A 20,402-nucleotide genomic window follows, 5' to 3' on the forward strand; every position below is an offset into this window, starting at 1 on the left:
GGCGATGGCAGATTCCCCCCGCGTCGCCATGGTGGCGGGCGAGACGTCGGGCGACTTGCTGGCGGGCTTGCTCATCGATGGCATGCAGGCGCATTGGCCCGGGCTGCAATCCAGCGGCATTGGCGGGCCGCAGATGGCGCGCCGCGGTTTTACTGCCTGGTGGCCCAGCGACAAGCTGGCAGTGCACGGCTACAGCATGGAGGTTCTGCGCCGGTTGCGCGAGCTGCTGGGCATTCGCAAACAACTGCGCGAGCGTCTGCTTAAGGACCGCCCCGACGTGTTCATCGGCGTGGACGCTCCCGATTTCAACCTGGGCCTGGAGGCAGATTTACGCGCTGCCGGCATCAAGACCGTGCATTTCGTGTGCCCGTCCATCTGGGCCTGGCGTGCGGATCGCGTTGACAAGATCCGCCGCAGCGCGGACCATGTGCTGTGCATCTTCCCGTTTGAGCCAGAGCTGCTCGCGCAGCACGGCATTGCCGCCACCTACGTAGGTCACCCGCTGGCGGGCGTGATCCCCATGGTGCCGGACCGTGCAGCCGCGCGTGCGCAATTGGGCCTGAAGGATGAGGACGAAGTCCTGGCCATCCTGCCAGGGAGCCGCTCCTCCGAGATCCAGTACATTGCCCAGCCATTCTTTGAGGCTGCAGCGCTAATACTTAAAGCGCGACCAGCTATTAAATTGATAGTGCCTGCAGTGCCCGCACTGCGTGATCGCATCGAGCAGTTGGCGCGCGCGTGCGGTCTGGGCGATGCCTTGCAAATCACCACGGGCCAGTCGCACACGGTGCTCGCAGCGTGTGATGCCACGTTGATTGCCAGCGGCACCGCGACGCTGGAGGCCGCGCTCTTCAAGCGGCCCATGGTCATCGGCTACCACATGCACCCGCTCAGCTGGTGGCTCATGCGCCGCAAGCAGTTGCAACCCTGGGTGGGTCTGCCCAACATCCTGTGCCGCGAGTTTGTGGTGCCCGAGCTGATCCAGGACGCCGCCACGCCCCAGGCGCTTTGCGCAGCCACGCTGGACTGGCTGGATGCAAAGCGCCAAGATCCCCGAAAAATTGCAGCCCTGGAGCAGCGCTTTACGGCGCTGCACGAGAGCCTGCTGCGCAACACCCCCCAACTGGCTGCCGATGCGATCCAGAAAATCCTCGCTCCCGCTGCCTGAGCAGGCCTGCCTGCCCTGGCACCCGCCCGGCCTTGTGGCTGGCGTGGATGAGGCTGGCCGTGGCCCCCTGGCCGGGCCCGTGGTGGCAGCGGCTGTGATCCTGGACGACCTGCATCCGATTGCGGGCTTGGCCGACTCCAAGAAACTCACGGCCGCGCGGCGCGAGAAGCTCTACGACGAGATCCGCGCCAAGGCCCTGTGCTGCAGCATTGCCGAGGCCAGCGTGGAAGAGATTGACCAGCTCAACATCCTGCAGGCCACGCTGCTGGCCATGCGCCGTGCCGTCATGGGGCTGCGGCTCAAACCGGCCATGGTGCTGGTGGACGGCAACCGGCTGCCCGTGCTGGACGTTCCTGCGGAGGCCATCGTCAAGGGCGATGCGCTGGTGCCAGCCATCTCGGCGGCCTCCATCCTTGCCAAGGTGCACCGCGACCGCTGGTGCGCGCAGGTGCATGACGAGTTTCCGCAGTACGGCTTTGCCGGCCACAAGGGGTACGGTACGGCCGTGCACATGGCCGCCTTGCGCGAACACGGTGCCTGCATTTACCACCGGCGCTCGTTTGCGCCGGTGGCCCAGAACCTGCGTGCCGGATCCTGACCGCGCGCTGAAAATTTGCCATGACCTCCTCGTCCGTGACCGCCATCCATTCCCGCGATAACACCTTCGTCAAGGATTTGCGCCGTTTGGCCCAGGACACGACGGCGTACCGCAAGCAGGGCCGTGTCTGGCTTGAAGGCGATCATTTGTGCCGCGCTGCGCTCGCACGGGGGCTGCGGGCATCGGTGGCGGTGTTTTCGGAGTCTTTTTGGCCGCAAGCGCAGGTGAAATATGCTGGCGCAGCTACAAAATTCATAGTCCTTGCCGATGCACTGTTTGCGGACGTGAGCGGGCTGGAGTCGCCCGCCTCGATGGGCTTTATCCTGGACTTGCCCGCACCGGCTTCACTCCAGCCCAATGCGCCCACCGTGGTGCTGGACAGGGTGCAGGACGCGGGCAACGTGGGTTCCATCCTGCGCAGCGCCTCGGCGTTCGGGTTCCGCCAGGTGGCCGCCATCAAGGGAAGTGCCGCGCTGTGGTCGCCCAAGGTCTTGCGGGCTGGCATGGGGGCGCATTTCGCGCTGGACCTGATCGAGGGGCTGGCGCTGGATGATCTTGCCGCGCTGCAGGTGCCGCTGCTGGTCACCAGCTCGCATGCGGGCGACTTCCTGCACCGCGTCGCCTTGCCCTGGCCCTGCGCTTGGGTGATGGGCCACGAAGGGCAGGGCGTCAGCCCGGCTCTGGAAGATAGGGCTTCGTTGCGCATCCGCATCGCCCAGCCCGGTGGCGAGGAGTCGCTGAACGTGGCGGCGGCTGCGGCCATCTGCCTGCACGCGAGCGGAGCAGGGCGCTGAGCCTGCCCGTGCCGGCCGCGGTGCCATGGGCGCTCGGGGTGAGTCTTGGTCCTGCAGCTCATAGACGTTGGTATCAGGGTTATGCAAGGCGTGCATTGCGGAGGTGTCAGCGACGGAGGGTATAATCGGGAGCTTTTCTCGCAACAGCGTCGCCCGACCGCACCCAAAGCAACAACCCATCTGAGAGCAGCCATTGGCACCATCGCGCTTCGAGTGTGCGAGTGGTCTGCAGGCGCCGGGCGACCGTAACCATCCGGAGAACCCAGTGCTTTTGTCTCTCAAGGGAAACTTCCCGCCCGCCATCCTGGCGCTCGCAGACGGCACGGTCTTTATCGGTAACTCGATCGGTGCCACCGGCACCACGGTCGGTGAAGTGGTGTTTAACACCGCCATCACCGGCTACCAGGAAATCCTCACCGACCCCAGCTACTGCCAGCAGATCGTCACCCTGACGTATCCGCACATCGGCAATTACGGCGTCAATGCGGAAGACATCGAAGCCGACAAGGTCCATGCTGCAGGCCTGATCATCAAAGACCTGCCCCTTCTGGCCAGCAACTTCCGATCCACCGAAACGCTTTCGCAGTACCTCGTGCGCGAAAAGACGGTGGCCATTGCCAACATCGACACCCGCAAACTCACCCGCCTGCTGCGCGACAAGGGTGCGCAGAACGGCGCCGTCCTGGGCTTGGCGGCTGGTGAGGCTGTGACGCAGGCGCGCATAGACGAAGCCCTGGCGGCTGCCAAGGCCGCGCCCAGCATGAAGGGCCTGGACCTTGCCCAGGTGGTGACCACCCCATCGACCTATACCTGGGACCAGACCGAGTGGAAGCTGGGCGAAGGCTATGGCACACAGGCTGCCCCGCGCTTCCATGTGGTGGCATACGACTTCGGCGTCAAGAAGAACATCCTGCGCATGCTGGCCGAACGTGGCTGCAAGCTCACCGTGGTGCCCGCCAAGACGCCCGCGGCCGACGTGCTGGCCATGAAGCCGGATGGTGTGTTCCTGTCCAACGGCCCTGGTGACCCAGAGCCCTGCGACTACGCCATCGAAGCCACCCGCCAGATCGTTGATGCAGGCGTGCCCACTTTCGGCATCTGTCTGGGCCACCAGATCATGGCACTGGCCAGCGGCGCCAAGACCTTCAAGATGGACAACAGCCACCATGGTGCCAACCACCCGGTGAAGGACCTGGACAACGGCCGCGTGAGCATCACCAGCCAGAACCACGGCTTTGCCGTGGACATGGCCTCGCTGCCCGCCACGCTGCGCCCCACGCACATCAGCCTGTTCGACGGCACGCTGCAAGGGCTGGAGCGCACCGACAAGCCTGCGTTCTGCTTCCAGGGCCACCCCGAGGCATCGCCCGGCCCGCACGACATCGCCTACCTGTTTGACCGCTTCACCGCGCTGATGGAGAAGAAATAATGCCAAAGCGCACAGACCTCAAATCGATCCTCATCATTGGCGCCGGCCCGATCATCATCGGCCAGGCCTGCGAGTTCGACTACTCCGGCGTGCAGGCCTGCAAGGCCCTGCGTGAAGAAGGCTACAAGGTCATCCTGATCAACAGCAACCCTGCGACGATCATGACCGACCCGGCCACCGCCGACGTCACCTACATCGAGCCCATCACCTGGCAGACGGTCGAGAAGATCATTGCCAAGGAACGCCCCGACGCCATCCTGCCCACCATGGGCGGCCAGACTGCGCTGAACTGCGCGCTGGACCTGTGGCGCAACGGCGTGCTCGACAAGTACAAGGTCGAGTTGATCGGTGCCACACCCGAAGCCATCGACAAGGCCGAAGACCGCCTGAAGTTCAAGGACGCCATGACCAAGATCGGTCTGGGCTCCGCGCGCTCCGGCATTGCCCACAGCATGGACGAAGCCTGGGCCGTGCAAAAGACCGTGGGTTTCCCCACCGTGATCCGCCCCAGTTTCACGCTGGGCGGTACCGGCGGCGGCATTGCCTACAACCCCGAAGAGTTCGAGACCATCTGCAAGCGCGGCCTGGAAGCCTCGCCCACCAACGAGTTGCTGATTGAAGAGTCGCTGCTCGGCTGGAAGGAGTACGAGATGGAAGTGGTCCGCGACAAGGCGGACAACTGCATCATCATCTGCTCCATCGAGAACCTGGACCCCATGGGCGTGCACACAGGGGACTCGATCACGGTGGCCCCCGCGCAGACGCTGACCGACAAGGAATACCAGATCATGCGCAACGCGTCGCTTGCGGTGCTGCGCGAGATCGGCGTGGACACGGGCGGCTCCAACGTGCAGTTCTCGGTCAATCCGAAGGACGGCCGCATGATCGTCATCGAGATGAACCCGCGCGTGTCGCGTTCGTCAGCGCTGGCCTCCAAGGCCACGGGCTTCCCGATTGCCAAGGTCGCGGCCAAGCTGGCCGTGGGCTATACGCTCGATGAGCTCAAGAACGAAATCACCGGCGGCGCCACGCCTGCCTCGTTCGAGCCTTCGATCGACTACGTGGTCACCAAGATCCCACGTTTTGCGTTCGAGAAATTCCCGACGGCCGACAGCCGCCTGACCACCCAGATGAAGTCTGTGGGCGAGGTCATGGCCATGGGCCGCACCTTCCAGGAGTCCTTCCAGAAAGCCCTGCGCGGTCTGGAAGTGGGCGTGGACGGCATGAACGAAAAGACCCAGGACCGCGAAGTGCTCGAAAAGGAACTGGGCGAGCCCGGTCCCGAGCGCATCTGGTACGTGGGCGATGCGTTTGCCATGGGCCTGTCGGTGGACGAGGTGTACGACCTCACCAAGATCGACAAGTGGTTCCTGGTGCAGATCGAAGAGATCGTGAAGATCGAACTCGAACTCGACCAGCTCGCCGCCGACAAGGGCGATGCGGCATTGGCTACGCTGGATGCCGACACGCTGCGCACGCTCAAGAAGAAGGGCTTCTCCGACCGCCGCCTGGCCAAGCTGCTCAAGACCACCGAGAAATCGGTGCGCGAAGCACGCCGCGCGCTGAACGTTCGCCCCGTGTACAAGCGCGTGGACACCTGCGCTGCCGAGTTCGCCACCAACACGGCCTACATGTATTCGACCTACGAGGAAGAGTGCGAAGCTGCGCCGACGGACAAGAAGAAGATCATGGTGCTGGGCGGTGGCCCGAACCGCATCGGCCAGGGCATCGAGTTCGACTACTGCTGCGTGCATGCCGCACTCGCCATGCGCGAGGATGGCTACGAAACCATCATGGTCAACTGCAACCCTGAAACGGTTTCGACCGACTACGACACCTCCGACCGCCTGTACTTCGAGCCGCTGACGCTGGAAGACGTGCTCGAGATCGTGGACAAGGAAAAGCCACACGGTGTGATCGTGCAGTACGGCGGCCAGACGCCGCTCAAGCTGGCACTGGGCCTGGAAGCCGAAGGCGTGCCGATCATCGGCACCAGCCCCGACATGATCGACGCGGCCGAAGACCGCGAGCGTTTCCAGAAGCTGCTGGGCGACCTGGGCCTGCGCCAGCCGCCCAATGCCACGGCGCGTACCGAAGCCGAGGCTTTGGAAAAGGCCGCCACGCTGGGTTACCCCCTGGTGGTGCGTCCTAGCTACGTGCTGGGCGGCCGCGCGATGGAAATCGTGCACGAGCAGCGAGACCTGGAGCGCTACATGCGCGAGGCCGTCAAGGTGAGCAACGACTCGCCCGTGCTGCTCGACCGCTTCCTGAACGACGCCATCGAGTGCGATGTGGATTGCCTGCGCGACCCCGAAGGCAAGACCTTCATCGGTGGCGTGATGGAGCACATCGAACAAGCCGGCGTGCACTCGGGCGACTCGGCCTGCTCGCTGCCGCCGTACTACCTCAAGCAAGCCACGGTGGACGAGCTCAAGCGCCAGTCTGCTGCCATGGCCGAAGGCCTGAACGTGGTGGGCCTGATGAACGTGCAGTTCGCCATTCAGGAAGTGGATGGCAAGGACGTGATCTACGTGCTGGAGGTCAACCCCCGCGCCTCGCGCACGGTGCCGTTTGTCTCCAAGGCCACCGGCATCCAGCTGGCCAAGGTCGCAGCGCGCTGCATGGCGGGCCAGTCGCTGGCTTCGCAGGGCATCACCAAGGAAGTGACACCGCCTTACTTCAGCGTGAAGGAAGCCGTGTTCCCCTTCGTCAAGTTCCCGGGCGTGGACACCATTCTCGGCCCCGAGATGAAGTCCACAGGCGAGGTGATGGGCGTGGGCAAGACCTTTGGGGAAGCGTTCGTGAAGAGCCAGCTGGGCGCGGGCACCAAGCTGCCGACGTCGGGCAAGGTGTTCCTCACCGTGAAGAACAACGACAAGCCCCGTGCGGTGGACATTGCCCGCCAGCTGGTGGCGCTCGGCTTCGACCTGGTGGCGACCAAGGGCACCGCTGCGGCCATCGCCGAGGCGGGCGTCCCGGTGGTGGTGGTCAACAAGGTCACGGAAGGCCGTCCGCACATCGTGGACATGATCAAGAACAATGAGATTGTCATGGTCATCAACACGGTGGAAGAGCGCCGCAATGCGATTGCAGACTCTCGCGCGATCCGCACCTCGTCGCTGCTGGCCCGCGTGACCACCTTCACCACCATCTTTGGTGCCGAGGCGGCCGTCGAGGGCATGAAGTACCTCGACAAGCTCGACGTGTATTCCGTGCAGGAACTGCACGCTCAACTGGCGGCCTGACCGGGTTTTTGCGGTGGCTTTTGCCGCCGCAAACACGGCATAATTGCAGCCGAACTAACACCGCCGCGCGGCAACGTGCGGCGGTTTCCTTTTGTAGATGTGCCATGTGCACCCGCCCGTGTTTTGCGGGGCGCAGCGTGGCGAAAGATCGGTGGAAGTGCATTGCACTTTCACCGTTTTGACTTGTGGAGACTCAATCTCATGGCCACCATTCCAATTACCAAGCGCGGCGCCGAAATGCTCAAGGAAGAGCTGCACCGACTCAAGACCGTGGAGCGTCCCGCTGTGATCTCGGCCATTGCCGAAGCGCGTGCGCAGGGCGACCTGAGTGAAAACGCCGATTACGACGCAGCCAAGGACCGCCAGGGCTTTATCGAAGGCCGCATTCAGGAGATCGAGGGCAAGCTCTCGGTGGCCCAGGTCATCGACCCCAGTGCGGTCGATGGCGGCGGCAAGGTGGTGTTTGGTGCCACGGTCGAACTGGAGGACGAAGAGTCGGGCGACACGGTGAAATACCAGATCGTCGGGGAAGACGAGGCGGACCTCAAGCGAGGCCTGATCAATATTTCCAGCCCCATCGCGCGTGCCCTCATTGGCAAGGAGGAGGGCGACACCGCTGAGGTGCAGGCCCCCGGTGGCATCCGCCGCTATGAAGTGGTGGCGGTCAGCTACCAGTGATGGTGTGATGGCTGCCATGTGGCTGGGCATGCGCCCGCGACTTCCCGTTCTGGTGGCGGCCTTGTGGTGGGGCAGTCTCACCACCATCGGCTTTCTGGTGGTGCCGCTGTTGTTCGCCTATCTGCCATCCCCTTCCCTGGCGGGACAGATGGCGGCCCGGCTGTTTGCGGCGCAAACCTGGGTGGCTGTGGTGTGCTGTGTGGTGCTGCTGCTGCTGTCCAGACCTCGGCATGGGGTGACCCAATATCCGTGGGCACGCGCAGCCATGCTGTTCGTTCTGGGCGGCCTGCTGCTGGCGTTGCTCAACCAGTTTGGTGTGGCGCCCCGCATTGTGGCCCGGCAGGACTTGCGTCTGTGGCACAGCGTGGGGACAGTGATGTATGCGGTGCAATGGGGCTGCGCCTTGGCAGTGTTCTGGCAAACGCTTCGGCCAGGAGCGCACACGGCAGTGGAAGAGCGGTCCGCCAGCGATTGACGGTCAGGCAAGCGACTCGCTGACAGACCTGCTGCGGCGTGGACTTTTCTTTTGAGGACAAGCCGCGGCCCGCCCTCGCGCCTATTCGTGCCAGTGTTCCGCCACCCAGGTAGCTGGGCGGATGTAGCGGAAGCGGCGGTTGCGCCTCCCCGCCAGCGCATCCGGGGGATTGCATTCCCCGTGAAAAATCACGATGCGTGCGCCTTCGGGCACCAACGGAGCGCGCCAGTAATTGGTGGGCCACGGCGGTATCCCGTGGTACTTGAAACTGGGGCACCATGCAGCGGGCCAGTATTGCAGCTTGCCCTGCTTGTGCAAGAAGTCGGACAGGTAGGCCTGTTCGTTGCGAAATTGTGCGCGGATCTCCGCGAAGTGTTCGCGAAAATACGCCAGCACATCAGGATGGGCGCCAAGCTTGAAGCGGTAGACCGACGAGTTTCCCGTGATGCGCCATGGGCGTTTGTAGTCGTGAATGATCAGGAATTCGCCGGGCTGGGTGAAAAAATCATCCAGGCTGCCGGTGACGACCACATCCACGTCCAGAAACAGGGCGGTGCCCCGCAGTCCATGCAAGTCTGCGCTGAACGTGGCCAGCTTGGTCCAGCCCCGCTCGGGAATGCCGGGCGGTAGATCCAGTGCAGGAATGGGCAGGCATTGCACTTCGCTACGGATTCCGGTGCTGTCATCGGTGAGGCAGACAAAACGGAAGTCTCCGCTCAGATGCCGGCGCACCATGGCGTACAGCCGGTTGACGTATTCGGGGCCGTATTTCGTGCCCCATTTCATGCAGAGGATGTGGCGCGTCGGCGCCATGCCGGCAGGTGCTGCAATGGTTGCAGATGCTGCTTCAGCGGTCATCAGTCAGCCTGGCGCTTCTTGATGGATTTTTGCTTGGGCTTGGCGCGCTTGATTTGGCCGCCTGACGTGAGGCGCTGGTTGCCGAGCACACGCAACTGCTTGATCTCGGGGCGCTGACCACCCCGTTTGCTGTACTTCAGCACCTTGACATCGCGTGGGCCGGGCATCCGGTCTTCGTCGATGGTTCGCTCTTTGACAGGCTGGGGCCGCCACAGCACCAGCAGTTTGCCGATGTGCTGAATGGGTGCAGCGTTGAGTTCGGCGGTCAGCTCCTGGTACATCAGCTCGCGCGCCACGCGATCGTCGTTGAAAACACGCACCTTGATCAGGCCATGGGCGTTGAGGGCGGCGTCGATTTCCTTCTTCACGGCAGGGGTGAGGCCATCGCCGCCGATCAGGACCACGGGGTCCAAGTGGTGGGCATTGGCGCGTTGTTCCCGGCGCTCGGCAGGAGTCAGTTGAATTTGGGGCATACCCGTATTATGTCTGCGGCCCGTGGTGGGGTGACTCCACCTACCAAGTGCGGCAAGGCTTTCAAGTCACCAGCTACAGCGATTGTCGAGAGACAATACCGCCATATGAAAGTCAAAACCCAGAGTAAGAAGGTGAACAAGGCGTGGCTCAACGACCACGTGAACGACACCTATGTCAAATTGGCACAGAAGGAGGGTTACCGCGCCCGTGCCGCCTACAAGCTCAAGGAGATTGACGAGCAACTGGGCCTCATCAAGCCTGGTTATACGGTGGTCGACCTGGGCTCCACACCGGGGGCGTGGAGCCAGTATCTGCGCAGGCGTATGTCGCCCGCTGGCGCCGCAGCGGGGCAGCTCAACGGGGTGATCATTGCGCTGGACATTCTGCCCATGGACCCCATTGAAGGCGTTACCTACTTGAACGGAGACTTTCGCGAGCCTGAGGTGCTGGAGCGCCTGGAGCAGGCGCTCGACGGCCGGGTGGTGGACGTGGTGGTGTCTGACATGGCGCCCAACCTGTCGGGCATCGAGTCGGCCGATGCAGCACGGATTGCGCATTTGGTGGAGTTGGCTGTGGATTTTGCGTGCAACCATTTGAAACCGGAAGGCGCCCTGGTGGTCAAGCTGTTCCATGGCAGCGGATACAGCGATCTGGTCACCCTGTTCAAGCAGACCTTCAAGGTCGTCAAACCCTTGAAACCCAAGGCGTCGCGCGACAAGTCGTCAGAAACCTTCCTGGTGGGCATGGGGCTGAAAAAGCAGCCTGTCTAGACTTGCCTCAGGTCAAGAATCCGTGAACTTTGGCTGCAAAGCCCGTGCTGATTCCATGGGCGTGAGGGGGAATAGAGCTGGTCCCGTGGCTTGAAAGACCTAAAATGGGCCGCACATGCGTGCCATGACGGCAGTGTGTCCGTTTTCTGTTCCCTGCAACTGGAGCCCCGCTTGAACAATCAGTGGTTTTCAAAAATTGCCGTATGGCTGGTCATTGCCATGGTGCTGTTCACGGTGTTCAAGCAGTTTGACACTCGCAGCGGCGCCAGTGCAGGCCACGTTGGGTATTCCGAGTTTCTGGACGAAGTCCGCAATAACCGTATCAAGAGTGCCACCATTCCCGAAGGGCTGAGCGGTGGCGAGATTGTTGCGGTCACCACCGATGATCGCAAGATCCGCACAAACGCTTCGGTGCTGGACCGTGGTCTGGTGGGTGACCTGCTGAATCACAACGTCAAGTTCGACGTGAAGCCTCGTGAGGAAGGCTCCTTGCTCATGACCCTCCTTGTCAGCTGGGGGCCCATGTTGCTGTTGATTGGCGTGTGGGTGTACTTCATGCGCCAGATGCAAGGTGGCGGCAAGGGCGGCGCCTTCAGCTTTGGCAAGAGCAAGGCGCGCATGCTGGACGAGAACAACAACCAGGTCACATTCGCTGACGTGGCCGGTTGCGACGAGGCCAAGGAAGAAGTCAAGGAAGTGGTGGACTTCCTCAAAGACCCGCAAAAGTTCCAGAAGCTCGGCGGCCGTATTCCCCGTGGCCTGCTGCTGGTGGGACCTCCCGGCACTGGCAAGACCCTGCTGGCCAAGTCCATCGCTGGCGAAGCCAAGGTGCCGTTCTTCAGCATCTCCGGCTCCGATTTCGTGGAAATGTTCGTTGGCGTGGGCGCAGCGCGCGTGCGCGACATGTTCGACAACGCCAAGAAGAACGCTCCCTGCATCATCTTCATCGATGAAATCGACGCGGTGGGCCGCCAGCGTGGCGCTGGCCTGGGCGGTGGTAACGACGAGCGCGAGCAGACCCTGAACCAGATGCTGGTCGAGATGGACGGCTTTGAAACCAACCTGGGCGTCATCGTGGTGGCAGCCACCAACCGCCCTGACATTCTGGACGCCGCCCTGCTGCGTCCAGGCCGTTTTGACCGCCAGGTGTATGTGACGCTGCCCGACATCCGTGGCCGCGAGCAGATCCTGAACGTGCACATGCGCAAAATCCCGATTGGTCAGGATGTGGCGCCTGGCATCATCGCCCGTGGTACCCCCGGCATGAGTGGTGCCGACTTGGCCAACCTGTGTAATGAAGCCGCCCTGATGGCTGCCCGCCGCAATGCGCGCACCGTGGAGATGCAGGACTTCGAGAAGGCCAAGGACAAGATCCTCATGGGCCCCGAGCGCAAGAGCATGGTTATGCCCGAGGAAGAACGCCGCAACACGGCTTACCACGAGTCAGGCCATGCGCTGATCGGCAAGTTGCTGCCCAAGTGCGACCCCGTGCACAAGGTCACCATCATTCCCCGCGGCCGTGCTCTGGGCGTGACGATGAGCCTGCCCGCGCAGGACCGTTACAGCTATGACCGCGAATACATGCTCAACCAGATCAGCATGCTGTTCGGTGGCCGCATTGCCGAAGAAGTGTTCATGAACCAGATGACCACCGGCGCCAGCAACGACTTCGAGCGCGCGACCCACATCGCCCGCGACATGGTCACGCGCTACGGCATGACCGATGCCCTGGGGCCGATGGTTTACGCCGAGAACGAAGGCGAAGTGTTCCTGGGCCGCTCGGTCACCAAGACCACCACCATGAGCGAACAGACCATGGAAAAGGTGGACATGGAAGTGCGCCGCATCATCGACGAGCAGTACAACCTCGCCCGCCGCCTGATCGAAGAGAACAGTGACAAGATGCACGCCATGGCCAAGGCCTTGCTCGAATGGGAAACCATCGATACCGAACAGTTGGACGACATCATGGCGGGCAAGGAACCTCGTCCTCCCAAGGACTGGACGCCACGCACCCCTCCCTCTGGTGGTGATAACTCCAGTGGCGGCACTCCAGCTGTAGCCACGGACACCGCACCGACGGCGGCCTGACCAGGCTCGCGGTCCAGCCGTCTGAACGGGGCCTTGTGCCCCGTTTTTCATGGGGACCATCGTTTTTTCTTGCGGAATGCTTTGTCGAGCCGCTATTTCGAAATCTGCACGGGTGTGATCGGCATGATCTGGCAAACCTCTCGCTTCGCAATTGACTTGGTCCGTCCCCAGGTCATGGGCATCGTCAACGTCACTCCTGATTCTTTCTCCGATGGTGGGCGCCATGGCTCCACGGCTGCTGCGCTACGGCATTGCGAACAGCTGTTGAAAGAGGGCGCAGATATTTTGGATATCGGTGGTGAGTCCACCCGCCCAGGCAGCCCTGCTGTGCCGCTGAATGAGGAGCTGTCTCGCGTCGTTCCCTTGGTGCGTGAGGCTGTGGCGCTGGGTGTCCCGATTTCAGTGGACACCTACAAGCCGGAGGTCATGCGCGCTGTGCTGGATCTGGGGGCTGACATCGTCAACGACATCTGGGCCCTGCGGCAGCCAGGAGCTGTGGCAGCGGTGGCTGCGCACCCGCAGTGTGGTGTGTGCCTGATGCATATGCACCGCGACCCGCAGACCATGCAACAGGCGCCCATGGGGGGGGATGTGGTGCCTCAGGTGCTATCATTTTTGCAGCTGCAAGCGCATAATCTACTAGCGCTTGGGGTCGAAAAGGCTCGTATCCTGCTGGATGCGGGCATTGGTTTCGGCAAAACGGTGGAACAGAACTTTGCGTTGCTGGCACGACAGTCCGAGGTATTGGCCGCTGGCTACCCGCTGCTGGCGGGATGGTCACGCAAGTCATCGCTGGGCACGATCACCGGGCTGGAGGTGAGCCAACGCATGGTACCCAGTGTGGCCGCCGCCTTGCTCGCGGTAGAGCGGGGCGCGTCGGTAGTGCGTGTGCACGATGTACGCGAGACGGTGGCGGCACTGGCAGTGTGGTCTGCGATGCAGCGATCTGGCTGAGGGGCCAGTGATTCGAGAGCAGGTAGTGGGGCGCCAGGTCCTCGCCTTTGACAACAACATACTGAGATCCGTACGAGGAGACGCCAGAACATGACACGCCAATACTTTGGAACCGACGGCATCCGTGGCACTGTGGGGCAGCCGCCCATCACACCGGATTTCGTGCTGCGCCTTGCCCATGCCGTGGGTCGCGTGTTACGCCGCACGGAAGAGCGGCCCACAGTGTTGATCGGCAAGGACACCCGCATCTCTGGCTACATGCTTGAAAGCGCGCTGGAGTCTGGCTTCAACTCGGCAGGGGTGGATGTGGTGCTGCTGGGGCCGTTGCCCACGCCAGGCGTGGCTTACCTGACCCGCGCCCAGCGCGCCAGTCTGGGCGTGGTCATCAGCGCCAGCCATAACGCCTACCCTGACAACGGCATCAAGTTCTTCAGTGCGCAAGGCACCAAGCTGTCGGACGCCTGGGAGCTGGCGGTGGAAGCCGCACTGGCCGAACCACCCGTCTGGGTCGATTCGGCCAGCCTGGGCAAGGCCCGGCGCCTGGATGATGCGGCCGGGCGCTACATCGAGTTTTGCAAGAGCACGTTTCCCCAGGACCTGACGCTCAAGGGCCTGAAGATTGTGGTGGACGCTGCCCACGGAGCCGCGTACCAGGTGGCGCCCAAGGTATTCCACGAGCTGGGTGCGGAGGTGCTGTCGATTGGCTGCGCACCCGACGGCCTCAACATCAACCACGAGGTCGGTGCGACACACCCCGACGCATTGGTGCGCGCTGTGCGCGCAAACCATGCCGACTATGGCATTGCCCTGGATGGGGATGCAGACCGGCTGCAGATTGTGGACGCCACTGGGCGGCTGTACAACGGTGACGAGCTGCTGTACCTGATGGCGGCAGACCGCATGGGCCGTGACGAGCACGTGCCTGGCGTGGTGGGCACGCTGATGACCAACATGGCGGTAGAGGTGGCGCTACTGGCCAAGGGAGTGAAGTTTGTACGCGCCAAGGTCGGTGACCGGTACGTACTGGAAGAACTGGCGCGCCACCACTGGGTGTTGGGCGGGGAGGGGTCCGGGCATCTGCTGGCCCTGGACCGACACACCACCGGCGACGGTTTGGTCAGTGCCCTGCAGGTGCTGCAGGCTTGTGTGCGCAGTGGCCGCACGCTGGCGCAGCTGCTGGCAGGCATTACGCTCTACCCACAGGTCTTGCTCAACGTCCGACTGGCGCCAGGGCAGGACTGGAAGGCCAACCGTTTACTGGCAGAGGCCACGCAGGCGGTGGAGCAGCAGTTGGGCTCCTCGGGCCGAGTACTGATCCGCGCCAGTGGGACCGAGCCTCTGCTGCGTGTGATGGTGGAGGCGCGCGACGCGCAGTTGGCCAGCTCTTGCGCTCAGCGCCTGGCCGACGCAGCCCGCGCGGGTTGAGGTCTTGGTCTATCGGCGGAGTGGAGCAGCGTCCGTCGCGCTGGAAGGGGTCTTGAGGCCGCTCAGTGTGCTGGTGTGTGTTGCCGCATGAAGCGTTCCAGCTGCTCCGCGGGCAGTGGCGTGCTGAAGTGGTAGCCCTGCGCTTCGTCGCAACCTTGTTCGTGCAAAAAGGCCAGTTGCCCCTCGGTTTCCACACCTTCGGCGGTAGTACGCATGCCCAGCGCCTGCGCCATGCGGATGATGGCGCTGACGATGGCGCGGTCGTTGCTGTCGTTGCCCAGGTCGCGCACAAAGGATTGATCGATCTTGAGCTTGAAGATCTGGAACCGCTTGAGCTGGCTGAGTGACGAATAGCCCGTGCCGAAGTCGTCCATCGACATCCGCACTCCACGCGCATGCAACTGGTCCATAGTGGCCACCGCCGCATGGGGGTCGTCCACTGCCACCCCCTCTGTCAGCTCCAGTTCCAGCGAATCGGGGGGCAGGTCAAACTCCGCGAGCACCCGGCTCACCAGCTCTGGCAGCTGTGGCTGGCGAAATTGAATGGCCGATAGGTTCACTGCCATTGTGAGTTCGGGAAACCCGCAACTGCGCCATGCCTTGAGCTGGGCCAGCGCTGTGCGCAGCACCCACTCGCCGATCTGCAGAATCTGGCCGCTGTCTTCGGCGATGGGGATGAACTCTCCCGGAGAAATCGCACCCAGCTGGGGGTGTTGCCAGCGCAGCAGGGCTTCCACACTGCGCACAGTACCCGTGGCCAGGTTCATCTGTGGCTGGTAGTGCAGGTGGAACTGATCGCGCTCCAGCGCACGGCGCAATGCGTTTTCGAGCTGCAGGGCCCGTACCGACTGGGCCTGCATCTCGGGGGTAAAGAAGCGAAAGGTGTTGCGTCCGTCCAGCTTGGCGCGGTACATGGCCACGTCTGCCGACTGGGTCAAAGTATCGAAATCGTGTCCGTCCTGGGGGAACAGCGCAATGCCCATCGACGGGGCCATGGTCAGCTCGTGGTGATCGATCTGGTACGGCTGACGGGATGCCTCCTGCAACTTGCTGGCGACCCTGGCTGCACCCCGCGCGTCGGCGCCTGGCAGAAGCAGGATGAACTCATCCCCTCCCAGGCGCGACACCGTGTCCTTGTCGCGCACCACCGCACGCAGGCGCTTGGCAATTTCGACCAGCAGCACATCGCCCACCCGGTGGCCCAGAGAGTCGTTCACATGCTTGAAGTGATCCAGGTCCAGGAAGATGACGGCCAGCGGCGTCTGGTTCTCCTGCGCCACCCGAATGGCCTGCTGCGCACGTTCTGCCAGCAGGGCACGGTTGGGCAGACCGGTCAACGCATCGTAGTGGGCCAACCAGTAAATGCGCTCTTGGTCGGCCTTGCGGTCATTGATTTCACGGTGCAGGTTTTCCACTGTCTCGCGCAGCTCGCGCGTGCGGTCTTGCACCTGCCGCTCCAGCTCCTCATGGGCCTGGGCCAGCACCGCCTGCGCGCGTTTGCGGTCGGTGATGTCCATGGTGATCCAGATGGTCCCCTGGGCAGGGTCGGCGGGATCGATGCATTTGCTGCGCACTTCGCAAATCACAGGGGTGCCGTCCTTGCGGCATAGCTCCACCTCGCCCTCGTACGACTGTCCGGCCACCAGCGAGGGGTAGCAGCGGTCGCCCACTTCTTGCCAGGCAGCATCGCTGGCGTACCAGCGACGCGACGAGCTGCCCATGAGTTCGCCCGGCTCAAAGCCCAGCATCTGTTCAAAATGGTGGTTGCAGCGGGTCAGATGCCGGTCTCGCAGAAAGACGATGCCGACCATCGCGCTGTCAAACAGCAACTGCTTTTCCCGCACAGCGGCATTCAGCGCGGCGTGGGCACGCTTTTGCTCATCGATGTCGTCCACGATCCAGATCGAGCCTTCTCCGGTGTCGTGCGGATTGATCAGGCGCCCCGTGAGGCTGCCCCAGAACAGTGTGCCGTCCTGACGACGCAACTGGCGTTCAATCCGGAATGACTGCCCCTGGGCCAGCGCGGGATAAGCCGTGCGCCCGAGGTCCCGGAATGCATCCCGGTCTGGATAGAAGGCTTCGGTGTTGAGCCCTACCAAGTGGGCGGGGCTGGCATAGCCGAAAATTTCGGCATACCGCTGGTTGCAGCGCACCACGCTGCGCTGGCGCAGGAACACGATACCCACTCCCGCGCTGTCCAGGAGGGTTTGTTGTTCACGCAAGGTGCGTTGCAGGGGGGTGTCAGGGGGCACTCCGGCGCGCTGCGAGGGCGGAGTGCTGAACAGCGAATACATAAGACCAGAACAGGCGGCAGGGCCAGACGGCCTCAGAAAATTGTGCCAAAGTGTAGCAGCGGCAGCTTACAAGCCGTTTGAGGGTATGCCTCAGGTACAGCGCTGCAGGTTCTGCCGTACGGCTGATGCAAGTGCAGTCGCCAGGAGCTCTGGCGCGAGAGGGTGCAGAGACACTTTGCCCGGCTTTTTTTAGCGTCCCAAGTGTTCCCGCAGATAGGCCTCAAAGGCATCGGCCGCCAGAGGGCGGCTGAACAGGTAACCCTGGCCTTCGTCGCAGCCCTGGGCGCGCAGAAACTCCAGCTGGCCATCGGTCTCCACCCCCTCGGCGGTCGTCTGCATGCCCAAGGCCTGCGCCATGCGGATGATGGCGCTGACAATGGCCCGGTCATTGGCGTCGTCGTCCAGGTCGCGCACAAACGACTGGTCGATCTTGAGCTTGTAGATCTGGAAGCGCTTAAGGTAGCTCAACGATGAATATCCCGTGCCAAAGTCATCCATCGACAGCCGGACGCCCCGGTCGTGCAATTGGTCCATCATGGCCAGTGCAGCAGCGGGGTCGTCTACCGCAGCTCCCTCGGTCAGCTCCAGCTCCAGCCGACGCGCAGGCAGTCCGGCTTGTTGCAGGCAGCGTGTCACCATCTCGGGCAACTGGGGGTGACGGAACTGCACCGCCGACAGATTGACTGACACAGCCCGCAGTGGCAATTGAAGGTCCAGCCAGCGCTTGGCGTCATGCACGGCAGTGTTCAGCACCCACTCGCCAATTGCGACGATCATGCCGCTGCTTTCTGCCACAGGGATGAACTCCGCCGGGGACACCATGCCCAGCTCGGGGTGGCTCCAGCGCAGCAGCGCCTCGGCACCGACTACTTGGCGCGTGGTGAGTGACACCTGGGGTTGGTAGTGCAGCTCGAACTGGTTGCGTTCCAGTGCCCGGCGCAGTGCGTTTTCGATCTGTAAGGCTCGGGCGGTCCGTGCCTCCAGGTCGGCGGTGAAAAAGCCAAAGCGGTTGCGCCCGCTTTGCTTGGCACGGTACATGGCGGCATCAGCGCGCTGGTACAGGGTGTCGAATGAGTCTCCGTCCGCCGGATACATGGCAATGCCTACGGACAGGGTGGTGGTGAGTTCGTAAGGCTCCACCTGAAACGGCTGCGCCACGGCCATCAGCAAACGGTTGGCTACGTCGGCCGCCTGCAGGGCCGAGGCAGCGGGTAGCAGCAGCAAAAATTCATCCCCTCCCAGGCGCGATACGGTGTCCTGTGTGCCCAGCAGGGACTCCAGCCGTCGCGCTACTGCCACCAGCAGGATGTCGCCAATGCGGTGCCCCAGCGAGTCGTTGACGTTCTTGAAGTGGTCCAGGTCCAGGAACAGCAAGGCCAGCGTTCCGCCCCGCGCTTGCTCTTGTTCGATGTGGCGTTGGGCGCGCTCTGCCAGGAGCGCACGGTTGGGCAGGTCAGTGAGGGGGTCGAAATGCGCGAGGCGCTGGATGCGGTCCTGAGCCTCGCGTTGCAGGGTGATGTCGCGGAACAGCGTGATGGAGTGGGTGGTGCTGCCATTGCCATCGCGCACGCGGCTGACGGACAGCCACTGGGGGTAGGTCGATCCGTCCTTGCGGCGGCCCCAGGCTTCGCCTTCCCAGTGCCCTTCTTTGGTGAGATGGGTGTACACCAGGTCGGCATCGAAGTCTCGGGTGGACTCTGCCACTGTGAGCAGGCGCATCGACTGACCTACGGCCTCCGCTTCGGAGTAGCCGGTGATGCGGCTGAATGCCCGGTTGATGCGCACGATGGTCTGGGCCGCATCGGCAATCACGATGGCCTCGCCGCTCTGGTCAAACACCTGGGCCGTCAACTGCAGTTGTTCTTGCGACCGCTTGCGTTCTGAAATGTCGCGGGACAGCACGATGAACCTGGGTTTTCCTCCCGCTGATCCCGCCTTGCGGGCCGCAGAAAGTTCGAACCAGGTGGGCCCCAGGCCAGGCAGGTCCAACATGATCTGGCGTCCAGTGGACCATCCCTGGGATTGCGCTTCATTGAGCACATCCATCACCGTCAGTGCAGCCAGGGCAGGTAACACCTCGGTGACATTGCGGCCGATCAATTGCTCAGCAGGGCCCATGAGCAACTCGGCACGAGGGCTGTGCACGCTGCAATAGCGGCCGTCCTGGTCGATTTCAAACAACGGATCGGGAATTGCATCGATGGTGGCGCGCAGCTGCTGCTGTGTGGCCTGGATCTCGGAGGTCCGCTGGGCCACCTGTGTCGCCAGACCGCGCTCGTGCACCTTCAATTCGACCAGCAAGCGCGCCAGGTAGCCCATCAGCAACGCAAACAGCAAGCCCAAGGCACAGCGCAGAGCCAGCACATCTGGCGCGCCCCATCCCTTGGCGGGTGTCAGGCTGAGCGTCCACTGGCCATTGGGCAGGGTCAGGGACCGGCCAACAGCGTCACCGGTGGGCGGAGGGTCAGACGTCGCGATGGTCTGCTCCTGGTTGTTATCCGGGCGGACACGCCACAATCGATAGTGAAAACCCCGTTCCTTGAGCTGGGGCAACCGGGCGGTGGCCAGCACCTCGGGCAGACGGATGGTGACGTAAGTAAAACCCCAGAAGCTCCTGCGCCCCAGGTCATCTTCCAGGTACACCGGTTGGCGCCCCACGACGCCCAGGCCGCCCTGGACCAGCTCCATGGGCCCCGCCAGCGTCAACACGCCGGACTCGCGGGCACGCGCGGACTCCGCCCCTTGGCGGGGGTCGTTGAGCTGGTCAAAACCAATCGAATTTTCGTTGCCTGCACGGGGAACAACCTGTTGCACTACCCCTCCAGGGGACAGGCCCATGGCCGCGATGCCCGGGTAGAAAGGCAGCATCTGCACGCCGATTTCTTCGAACTGGGGAACGTTCCCGTGGCCCTGGCGCACCAGCGCCACCAGAGTGTTGTTGGCCGACAGTGCCAACTCGATGGCGCGCTGCAGGGCCTGGACATGATCGCCCGCCACATCGGCGGCTTGGGTGCGCTGCTGCGCACGTTCCTGGCGTTCCAGCGTCCAGATCAAAGCACCAGCGCAGGCGGCTGCCAGCACAAACACAGCCACAAAGGCTGCGATGGGGCTGCGTGTGGGGGGCAGGGCGGGGGACGGCACGGCGGAGT

The 20,402-nt window shown here is 63.2% G+C and carries 15 protein-coding genes; 11 read left to right on the forward strand and 4 right to left on the reverse strand.

Translation table 11 applies throughout. The features are described 5' to 3' along the window. Positions 1-4: 4 nt before the first annotated feature. The 7 genes from lpxB (at position 5) to IB236_RS13585 (ending at position 8,387) form a co-directional block, all read left to right on the forward strand. Positions 5-1,168: a lipid-A-disaccharide synthase gene (lpxB, locus tag IB236_RS13555; protein ID WP_192421174.1), complete on the forward strand. Its 1,164-nt coding sequence runs from the start codon at positions 5-7 to the stop codon at positions 1,166-1,168. Then, a complete protein-coding gene (gene rnhB / locus IB236_RS13560) occupies positions 1,134-1,766 on the forward strand; it encodes a ribonuclease HII (RefSeq protein ID WP_108498900.1) in 633 nt (210 codons plus the stop codon). Before lpxB ends, rnhB begins: the two co-directional genes overlap by 35 nt. A 20-nt stretch (positions 1,767-1,786) precedes the next feature. Further along, positions 1,787-2,560 (forward strand): RNA methyltransferase, encoded by a 774-nt coding sequence (locus tag IB236_RS13565; RefSeq protein WP_192421175.1) that lies wholly within the window; start codon positions 1,787-1,789, stop codon positions 2,558-2,560. Between the two features lie 265 nt (positions 2,561-2,825). After that, positions 2,826-3,989, forward strand: a complete 1,164-nt coding sequence (carA, locus tag IB236_RS13570; protein ID WP_192421176.1) for a glutamine-hydrolyzing carbamoyl-phosphate synthase small subunit — start codon at positions 2,826-2,828, stop codon at positions 3,987-3,989. After that, positions 3,989-7,234, forward strand: a complete 3,246-nt coding sequence (gene carB, locus IB236_RS13575) for a carbamoyl-phosphate synthase large subunit (protein ID WP_116749504.1) — start codon at positions 3,989-3,991, stop codon at positions 7,232-7,234. Before carA ends, carB begins: the two co-directional genes overlap by 1 nt. A gap of 201 nt (positions 7,235-7,435) precedes the next feature. Then, the gene (gene greA / locus IB236_RS13580) at positions 7,436-7,912 is read left to right on the forward strand and encodes a transcription elongation factor GreA (protein ID WP_056067220.1); all 477 of its coding nucleotides are present in this window, start codon (positions 7,436-7,438) and stop codon (positions 7,910-7,912) included. 28 nt (positions 7,913-7,940) lie between these two features. Beyond that, entirely contained in the window at positions 7,941-8,387 is a 447-nt protein-coding gene (locus tag IB236_RS13585) for a DUF4149 domain-containing protein (RefSeq protein ID WP_056743714.1), read from the forward strand. Between the two features lie 81 nt (positions 8,388-8,468). On the opposite strand, the gene IB236_RS13590 is transcribed toward IB236_RS13585, so the two are convergent. Together IB236_RS13590 and IB236_RS13595 are read right to left on the reverse strand one after the other, a co-directional pair. Continuing rightward, the gene (locus IB236_RS13590) at positions 8,469-9,200 is read right to left on the reverse strand and encodes a glycosyltransferase (protein WP_370539920.1); all 732 of its coding nucleotides are present in this window, start codon (positions 9,198-9,200) and stop codon (positions 8,469-8,471) included. Positions 9,201-9,244: 44 nt separating this feature from the next. Beyond that, positions 9,245-9,718: a YhbY family RNA-binding protein gene (locus tag IB236_RS13595; RefSeq protein WP_056067223.1), complete on the reverse strand. Its 474-nt coding sequence runs from the start codon at positions 9,716-9,718 to the stop codon at positions 9,245-9,247. Positions 9,719-9,823: 105 nt separating this feature from the next. On the opposite strand from IB236_RS13595, the gene IB236_RS13600 reads away from it, so the two are divergent. The 4 genes from IB236_RS13600 to glmM all read left to right on the forward strand — a co-directional run bounded on the left by IB236_RS13600 (position 9,824) and on the right by glmM (position 14,959). Continuing rightward, positions 9,824-10,489 carry an RlmE family RNA methyltransferase gene (locus IB236_RS13600; RefSeq protein ID WP_056067225.1) on the forward strand — a complete coding sequence of 222 codons (666 nt, stop codon included), beginning with the start codon at positions 9,824-9,826 and terminating at the stop codon, positions 10,487-10,489. A gap of 171 nt (positions 10,490-10,660) precedes the next feature. Then, complete coding sequence (ftsH, locus tag IB236_RS13605) at positions 10,661-12,580, forward strand: ATP-dependent zinc metalloprotease FtsH (protein ID WP_056067227.1); 1,920 nt, start codon at positions 10,661-10,663, stop codon at positions 12,578-12,580. Positions 12,581-12,703: 123 nt separating this feature from the next. Beyond that, the gene (gene folP, locus IB236_RS13610; RefSeq protein ID WP_192421178.1) at positions 12,704-13,534 is read left to right on the forward strand and encodes a dihydropteroate synthase; all 831 of its coding nucleotides are present in this window, start codon (positions 12,704-12,706) and stop codon (positions 13,532-13,534) included. Positions 13,535-13,624: 90 nt separating this feature from the next. Continuing rightward, on the forward strand, positions 13,625-14,959 hold the full coding sequence (glmM, locus tag IB236_RS13615; RefSeq protein ID WP_192421179.1) for a phosphoglucosamine mutase: 1,335 nt from the start codon (positions 13,625-13,627) through the stop codon (positions 14,957-14,959). Positions 14,960-15,021: 62 nt separating this feature from the next. Here glmM and IB236_RS13620 read toward each other — a convergent pair whose 3' ends face one another. Together IB236_RS13620 and IB236_RS13625 are read right to left on the reverse strand one after the other, a co-directional pair. After that, positions 15,022-17,253, reverse strand: coding sequence for an EAL domain-containing protein (locus tag IB236_RS13620; RefSeq protein WP_192421180.1), 2,232 nt, complete (start codon positions 17,251-17,253; stop codon positions 15,022-15,024). 189 nt (positions 17,254-17,442) lie between these two features. Continuing rightward, the gene (locus IB236_RS13625) at positions 17,443-20,394 is read right to left on the reverse strand and encodes an EAL domain-containing protein (protein WP_192421181.1); all 2,952 of its coding nucleotides are present in this window, start codon (positions 20,392-20,394) and stop codon (positions 17,443-17,445) included. Positions 20,395-20,402 lie beyond the last annotated feature (8 nt).

It is taken from the genome of Acidovorax sp. ACV02 (genome assembly GCF_014851475.1).
GTDB classification, from domain to species: domain Bacteria; phylum Pseudomonadota; class Gammaproteobacteria; order Burkholderiales; family Burkholderiaceae_C; genus Acidovorax; species Acidovorax delafieldii.